A 1,530-nucleotide genomic window follows, 5' to 3' on the forward strand; every position below is an offset into this window, starting at 1 on the left:
CGCGCCCCCCGACAAGTTGCCCGGCCTGCTCTATCCCCGTACGGACCGGCCCGCGGTGCTGGCCTCGTTCGCGCCGGACGTGGCGGCCTGTGCGGCGGAGGAGGACCCGGTGGCGGCGGGCATCATGCGCGCCGCGGCGCGGGAGGCGGCCATGGCGGCGGAGGCGGTGTGCCCGTCCGCGCAGGGGGCCGAAGTCGCCCTCACCGGCGGCCTGTTCCGCACCGGTGCGCCCCTGCTGGAGCCGCTGCGGGCCGAGTTGGGGAGGCGGCTGCCGCACGCGCGGGTCGTGGCCGCCGAGGGCGGGCCGCTCGACGGCGCGCTCCTCGTCGCCGCGCGGCTGGCCGAGGACACGCTGCGATTGCCGCCGGATGACGCACTTCTCTCCGTGAGTTGAGAAAACCGGCAAACAGGAACAAGCCTCCACAGGACCAAAAGGGCATTTCCGGCCAGTCTCCCCCGCCTGAACTGCGAGGTCCCACAAGGCATTAACATGCGGGCGCATGAGCTCCCCCACTGACCCGGACAACGGCCTGCCAGTACGAATGCCGCGTCCACGCAGGCCCGGAAGGCACCGCAAGCCGGAACCTGTCGTCGCACCAGAGAACGCTCCCGCGCTGGTACTCGCCGTGCCCGGCGTTCCCTCCAGCGCCGTCCGCAGCCTTGCCGAGGAGATCCTCAGCATCGCCCGCTCGGAGTTGCCGGGCCTGGACGCGCGGATCGGTTACGTGGAGGGCGACGGCGAGGAGTATCCGACGCTCGGGGGCGTACTGACGCGGACCGCGGCCGACCAGCAGGAGGCCGAGGAGCGCGCCGCGGAGCTGGCCGCCGTCGAGGCCGCCGCCGCGGAGGACGGCGAGGGCCCCAGGCCGGATGCGGGCGCGGAGGGCACGGGTTCGCGCCGGGCCCCGAAGACGGGCGCCGAGGAGCGCCTCGTCGCGCTGGTCATCCCGCTGCTCGCGGGTCCCGACGCGGCCGGCATGCGGCAGATACGGCAGGCGGTGCTCTCCAGCGGTACGGGCGCGGAACTCACCGACGTGCTGGGCCCGCACCCGCTGCTCGCGGAGGGCGTGCACGTGAAGCTCTCCGAGGCCGGACTGGCCCGCGCGGACCGCGCCCGGCTGTTCACGGTCGCGACCGCCGCGGACGGCATCATCCTCGCCTCCGTGGGCGGCGAGGAGGCGGTGCAGGCCGCCGGGATCACCGGCATGCTGCTGGCCGCCCGGCTCGCCGTTCCGGTACTGGCCGCGGGCCTGGACGAGGCCGGCGCGGTGGCGCGCGTAGCGGAGCAGCTCCGGGAGGCCGGTTCGCAGCAACTCGCCGTCGCGCCCTGCCTGATCGGGCCGGAGGTGCCGGAAGGGCTGCTGGACGCGGCGGCGGCGGAGGCCGGCTGTGCCGTGGCCGAACCGCTGGGCGCCTACCCGGCGGTGGGCAAGCTGGTGGCCTCGACGTACGCGACAAAGCTCGGCATTCCGCACCAGCAGACGTCGCAGGGCCTCGCGGCACGCTGAGTCCGCGGGGCCGGCGGCCGCC

Annotated in this window: 1 protein-coding gene and 1 pseudogene; both read left to right on the plus strand. The window is 75.2% G+C overall.

Annotated elements, in window-relative coordinates; translation table 11 throughout:
- Positions 1-394: pseudogene (locus AN218_RS38115) on the plus strand (ATPase); the annotation flags it as partial.
- Between the two features lie 106 nt (positions 395-500).
- Positions 501-1,508 carry a sirohydrochlorin chelatase family protein gene (locus AN218_RS11220; protein WP_171908650.1) on the plus strand — a complete coding sequence of 336 codons (1,008 nt, stop codon included), beginning with the start codon at positions 501-503 and terminating at the stop codon, positions 1,506-1,508.
- The last annotated feature ends 22 nt before the right edge of the window (positions 1,509-1,530 follow it).

Origin of the sequence: Streptomyces nanshensis, assembly GCF_001751255.1 — a bacterium.
GTDB classification, from domain to species: Bacteria; Actinomycetota; Actinomycetes; order Streptomycetales; family Streptomycetaceae; genus Streptomyces; species Streptomyces nanshensis_A.